This is a genomic window from Acetitomaculum ruminis DSM 5522, from assembly GCF_900112085.1.
Classification (GTDB): Bacteria; Bacillota; Clostridia; order Lachnospirales; family Lachnospiraceae; genus Acetitomaculum; species Acetitomaculum ruminis.
This window is the reverse complement of sequence record NZ_FOJY01000036.1, coordinates 1-5,912: the sequence shown is the minus strand read 5'-3', so window position 1 is coordinate 5,912 and position 5,912 is coordinate 1. Positions and strand designations below refer to the sequence as shown.

The 5,912-nt window shown below is 33.9% G+C and carries 5 protein-coding genes; all 5 read left to right on the top strand.

Annotation, left to right across the window (positions count from 1 at the left end; genetic code table 11):
- The coding region (locus BM153_RS13250) for a minor capsid protein (RefSeq protein ID WP_177205730.1) at positions 1-1,599 on the top strand (1,599 nt) is incomplete at its 5' end.
- Between the two features lie 336 nt (positions 1,600-1,935).
- The gene (locus BM153_RS13245; RefSeq protein WP_092874962.1) at positions 1,936-2,388 is read left to right on the top strand and encodes a hypothetical protein; all 453 of its coding nucleotides are present in this window, start codon (positions 1,936-1,938) and stop codon (positions 2,386-2,388) included.
- Between the two features lie 159 nt (positions 2,389-2,547).
- Positions 2,548-3,060: a terminase small subunit gene (locus BM153_RS13240; RefSeq protein ID WP_092874958.1), complete on the top strand. Its 513-nt coding sequence runs from the start codon at positions 2,548-2,550 to the stop codon at positions 3,058-3,060.
- A complete protein-coding gene (locus tag BM153_RS13235) occupies positions 3,041-4,282 on the top strand; it encodes a PBSX family phage terminase large subunit (protein ID WP_330392172.1) in 1,242 nt (413 codons plus the stop codon). The genes BM153_RS13240 and BM153_RS13235 overlap by 20 nt, the downstream gene beginning before the upstream one ends.
- The gene (locus BM153_RS13230) at positions 4,272-5,804 is read left to right on the top strand and encodes a phage portal protein (RefSeq protein ID WP_177205728.1); all 1,533 of its coding nucleotides are present in this window, start codon (positions 4,272-4,274) and stop codon (positions 5,802-5,804) included. The genes BM153_RS13235 and BM153_RS13230 overlap by 11 nt, the downstream gene beginning before the upstream one ends.
- Positions 5,805-5,912 lie beyond the last annotated feature (108 nt).

Here is a 5,912-nt window from a genome sequence, read left to right as displayed (position 1 = left end):
TGGAGAAAAAGATATAAAGAAATAGAACAGGCTGCAAATAATTTATCTGTGGAATATATCACAAATCTTGAAGAGAAGTATCGAAATTGCGAAATGGCCATAAATAACAAAATAGAAGCCTGGTATGGAAGAGCAGCAGAAAATAATAATGTATCCATAGAAGAAGCCAGAAGGCTTTTAAATTCGGATGAATTAAAAGAGCTTAAATGGAGCGTAGAGCAATATATAAAAGCAGGAAAGAAAAATGCTGCTTCAAAGAATTTCATGAAAGAGCTTGAAAACGCATCTGCAAAGTTTCATATAAACAGACTTGAAGCTTTAAAACTTGAAGTAAGAGCTCAGATCGAACTTGCCACAGGTGGTTTAGTGGATGATGTGGATAAAGTAGTTAGTGATGTGTATAAAAATACCTTTTACAAAAGTCTTTTTGAAATACAAAGAGGTGTCGGTATAGGTTTTGATGTTTCAAAGCTTGATACTGATTACATCCAGAAGATTATAAGTAAGCCCTGGTCTGTGGATGGTACAAATTTTTCTTCAAAGCTATGGGGAAATAAGCTTTTGCTTATTAATACCATAGATAAAGAGCTTACAGCAATGGTTCTTTCTGGAATGGGACCTAAAAGAACAATAAAAAATATAGCAAATGTATTAAATACATCAAAGTATGCAGTAAAAAGACTTGTATTAACAGAGCAAGCTTATTTTACTACCTTGGCAGAAAAAGACAGCTATAAAGAGCTTGGGCTTGATGCATATGAAGTGCTGTCTACCCTTGACAATCGTACCTGTGAAGTGTGCGGTGACATGGATAGACAGCATTTTTATGTTAAAGATATGGAAATAAGTGTGAATGCTCCACCTTTTCATCCCTTCTGTAGATGTACTACCATACCATATTTTGAAGATGATGATATGCAGCAGGATACTTTGGCCAAAAGAGCTTCCAGGGATGGAGATGGAAAGACAGTATACGAACTGCCGGAGGATGTGACATATAAGGAGTGGAAGAAGGGATTTGTTGAAGGGGACGAAGAAGTAAAAGAGACATTTATGCCAATGAATTTACAGTTTTTTGCAAATCATGTAGAAGATAATAAATCAAGGGAAGCAGTAGATGTGACGGAAGAATTTCTTTTGAATGCGACACCTAATAGTCACGAGATAAAGGACTTGATGGAATACGAATATGATGGTCAAACGTATTGTGTAGATAATCACCTGGTTAAATTGGATTATAGTAAATATGAAAGAAGGATAGCAGATGTTATTGAAAATACTTTAGGGGGAGAATTGTTCATGGTTCCTAGGATACAAACAAAACAAAATATAAAGACACCAGATTATTTATGGGAAGGTGAGAGGGTGGATCTAAAAACAACTAACGATGATACGAGTGATAATTACATTTTCAATCGATGTAAAGGAGCAAAAGAGCAGGCTACCAGTTTGATTTTTGACATCACAAATAGTAAACATACAAAAGAGGAATTGTACGAACAAACAAAGGATATGTATAGATCGAACAGAACGAAGTTTATAGATAAAATTATATTTGTGGAAAATTATAAAATCATAAAGATATTTAAAAGAAAATAAAAAAGGAAGCCTCCTCACAGCCAAATTTTCCTAAATGCTAGGGATCGGGGCCGCCGGAATGCTCCCTTTGAGATATCTTAATCATGTTATATCATATTTTTTTCTAAAAATCAACTTGATAATGGAAAAAATTGGAAAACAGTAGTGTTTTGTTTAATGTAGGTAAATCCATCTCCTAGGCAACAGTATAAAAAACTGATTGCAGCAGTCTAAAACCCAATAGGCAGCAGGATACAAGCCAAAAACTCCCTTTAAAAATATCTGTGTTATGTTATATAATACAGATAGAACACGAAACAAAATTTGTTTTAAAGTAAAAATAAAAAGAAGGGAAATATGAAAGACAGAGAGAAAAAGAAAAGATTTTTAAGAAGTTACAGGAATATCATTAGCGAAAAAAACAGACTCCAAATAAAAGCGGATGAATTAAGGCTTAATATCATTCTTCCAAGTGTAAGATATTCAGATATGCCAAGTGCTCACAATATTGAGGACAGAATGGCTAACTATGTGGCAGAGCATGACAAGCTCATCACTAAAATATTAATTCTGTCCCAGGAAGCAAAGAACTGTTTAGACTTGATTCATGACAGAATAAGTGAATTGACAGATGATTATGAAAAAGAAATACTTGAAAAAAGATATATTCAAAGAAGATCATGGGGCAAAATAATAGCTGATACCCCTTATGAATCTGCACAGGTCTTCAGGATTCACAATAAAGCCCTGGATAATTTAAGACTTGATAAGTCAGATATACAGGTAATACTATCACTTGATAATGAATAATAATCTGTGATAGTAAATGATAGTTAATGATATGATAAAGTGATAATGTAGAATTAATTTCTTTTTACAACCTCCTTTTGATATATATTTTGGTAAACCATGAAAGCTCCATAGACAATATGGAGCTTTTTTGGTGTAAATGAAAGAGGTGATGATGTAATGTCTGAAAAAAAATATGATTACGGAGATTTAAGCTTGAAGCAACGGACACTACTTCGTTGCCTTCTAAAAGGAATGTCTTATGTACAAGCATATAAAAAAGCTTATCCAGACAGTAAAATGCTTGATGATAATATACCAAATCAGGTAAATAAGATGATAAAAAATACAGGTGGAAAGTTCCCCAAATTTTCCCAAGTATATCAAAGGATGAAAAAAGAAGCAGATGAGGAAGCAAAAAAACAGGCAATTGCCGATTCCGTGGAGATTTTAGAGTTTTATTCTGCCCTAATCAGAGGGCAGATGGAAGAGGAAGTAGTAGTATTAAGTACGGATGTAAAAAAAGGTACATCAAAAGCAGAAAAAATTAAAAAAGGTGCCTCACTAAAAGACAGGAAGTCAGCAGCAGACTCTTTAGCCAAACATTACGGCTTATTAAACGAAAAAATTAAGTTAGATGTTACTCCTATTGTCATAAAGGATGACATTGGAGATGATGAAGATGACGACTAAGGAAATATCTGTAAAAGAGCTAATAGGAAAAGGCTATAATTACTTTTGGAAGTGTAAAAAACGTTACAGAGTAGTAAAAGGCTCCCGTGGCTCTAAAAAGTCAAAAACAGCAGCAATACAAAGAATAGTTCGAATTGTGCAATATCCTTTATGTAATTACTTATGTGTAAGAAGATTTGCCAATACCATCAGGGACTCAATATATGCTGACTGTAAATGGGCAATTAAAAAGTTAGGCCTGGAAGATTATTTTATATACAAAACTTCTCCCCTGGAGATTATATATGTTCCCACCGGGCAAAAGATATTATTTAGAGGTCTTGATGAAGGTACAAAAGTAACCTCCATAACAGTTGATACTGGAGTATTAAACTTCGTTGATATAGAAGAAGCTTATGAGATAGAAGAAGCTGACTTTGAAAAGCTTGAAATGTCCATAAGAGGTGAAGTCCCGGAAGGTTATTTTAAACAAATCACCCTTTTATTTAACCCTTGGTCTGCAAACAGCTGGCTTAAAAGAAGATTCTTTGATACACCGGATGATGATGTATTAACCCTAACAACTACGTGGAGATGTAATGAGTGGCTTGATGAAAGTGATAAAAACATCTTTTTAAAGATGGAAAAAAACAACCCAAGAAGAGCCAGAATTGAAAGTTTTGGTGAGTGGGGTATATCAGAAGGCCTTATTTATGAAAAAGTTAAAACAATAGCCTTTGATGTGAAAAAAATAAGAACCACACCGGGAATAAAAGCAGCATTTGGGTTAGACTTTGGTTTCACAGATCCAAATGCTTTTGTATGTCTTTTAATTGATGAGGCTAATGAAAAGCTTTATGTATTTGACGAATGGTACCAAAGCGGTATTACAAATAAAATAATAGCCTGCAAGATAAAAGAAAAAGGTTATGGCGGCCAAAGGATAATATGTGACTGTGCAGAGCCTAAAAGCATACAAGAGCTTAAGAACGAACAGATAAAAGCAGAGCCTTCCAGGAAAGGAAGGGACTCAGTTAATCATGGAATACAGTTAATACAAAACTATGAAATATATGTACATCCAAAATGTACGGAGTTTAAGAAAGAAATAGAAAATTATTGCTACCTTAAGGACAGATCGGGAAGAATGACCGATAAACCAGACCATGAATTTTCCCATGGAATGGATGCCATGAGGTATGCAGTTACAAAGGCACTTTTGCCGGAAAGATATGGATGGTGATAGGATGCTTTCATTTGGTATGGAAACCAGACGCATTAATGATATAGTCACAAGAGGAGCTAAAACACGCATCTCAGACAAAGAGTTTTTAAAAAAAGAAATATTAAAGTGGCTTAGGTCTCCTAAAAGGAGAATGCAGCTAAATGGTGTTTTATATTATGATTATGAGCAGGAAATACTAAAGAAAAAAAGAATGGTATTAGGAGAAGGTGGACAGCTAAGAGAAGACCCAAGACTTCCCAATACAAAGATTATAGATAACCAATATGCAAAGATGGTAGACCAGAAGGTTAATTACCTTCTGGCAAATCCCATAACAATAAATTCTGAAAACAAAAAATACATACAGGCTCTTAAACAGGTTTTAAACAAGAGCTTTAATCGTTTACTTAAAAACCTTGGTAAAGACAGTTATAACTGTGGTATAGGGTGGCTATATCCTTATTATGACGAAAATGGAGAATTTAAAATAAAAAAATTCATGCCTTATGAGGTATTGCCTTTCTGGAAAGATGATGATCATACAGAACTGGACTTTGCAGCAAGGGTATATGATGTAGAAGACTATGAAGGTGTTAATGAAAAGACAGTAACCCATGTAGAAGTATATGACACCAATGGCATACATAAATTTATTTTAAACGGGGAAGCCCTTACACCGGATTACAGCACTTATTACTTTGAAAATGATGAAGAGGGTTACAATTGGGACAAAGTGCCTTTAATCCCATTTAAGGCAAACAACAAAGAAAGCTCTCTTTTAAAGCAATGTAAGTCATTACAGGATGCCCTTAATGAAATCATGTCCATGTTTGTTGATGGACTTAAAGAAAACCTTTCAGGCAGCAGTATATTAATAATAAAAAATTATGATGGTGAAGATTTAGGTACATTCAGACATAATCTTATGACCTACAAAGCAGTAAAGGTAAATACCATAGATGGTGCAGATGGGGGCATAGATGCCCTTAAAATAGAGGTGGACAGTAATAACTATGAAGTCATTGTAAAAGAGCTTAGAAAAGCAATAATACAAAACTGTAGAGGCTTTAATGCAGAAGAGCTTAAGAGCTCTGGCTCACCTAATGAAATGACAATTAAATCCATATACTCAGATATTGATTTAGATGCCAATGAAATAGAAACAGAATACCAGGCAGCCTTTGAGCAGTTATTATGGTTCATAAATTTTCATCTTCAAAACAGTAAAAAAGGCAATTTTGAAAATGAGGATGTGGAAATAATCTTTAATCGTAACATGGTTGTTAATGAAACAGAGCTTATAGCAAATGTTAATGCATCAGCTACACTTCTAAGCAAAAAAACATGTATAAGCCATCATCCTTATGTCATTGATGTGGAAAAAGAATTAAAACAGATAGATAAAGAAAAAAATGAAAGCATGGACAGTTTTGGAAATGCTTTTTTTAATGCCCCTAAAGCAGGAAATGACTTAAGTGGTGATAATAAGACCTTAAGCGGTAATGATAAAACCCTAAGGGGTGATGCAGATGAAAAGTAATAGTAAAAACTATTGGAGAAAAAGATATAAAGAAATAGAACAGGCTGCAAATAATTTATCTGTGGAATATATCACAAATCTTGAAGAGAAGTATCGAAATTGCGAAAT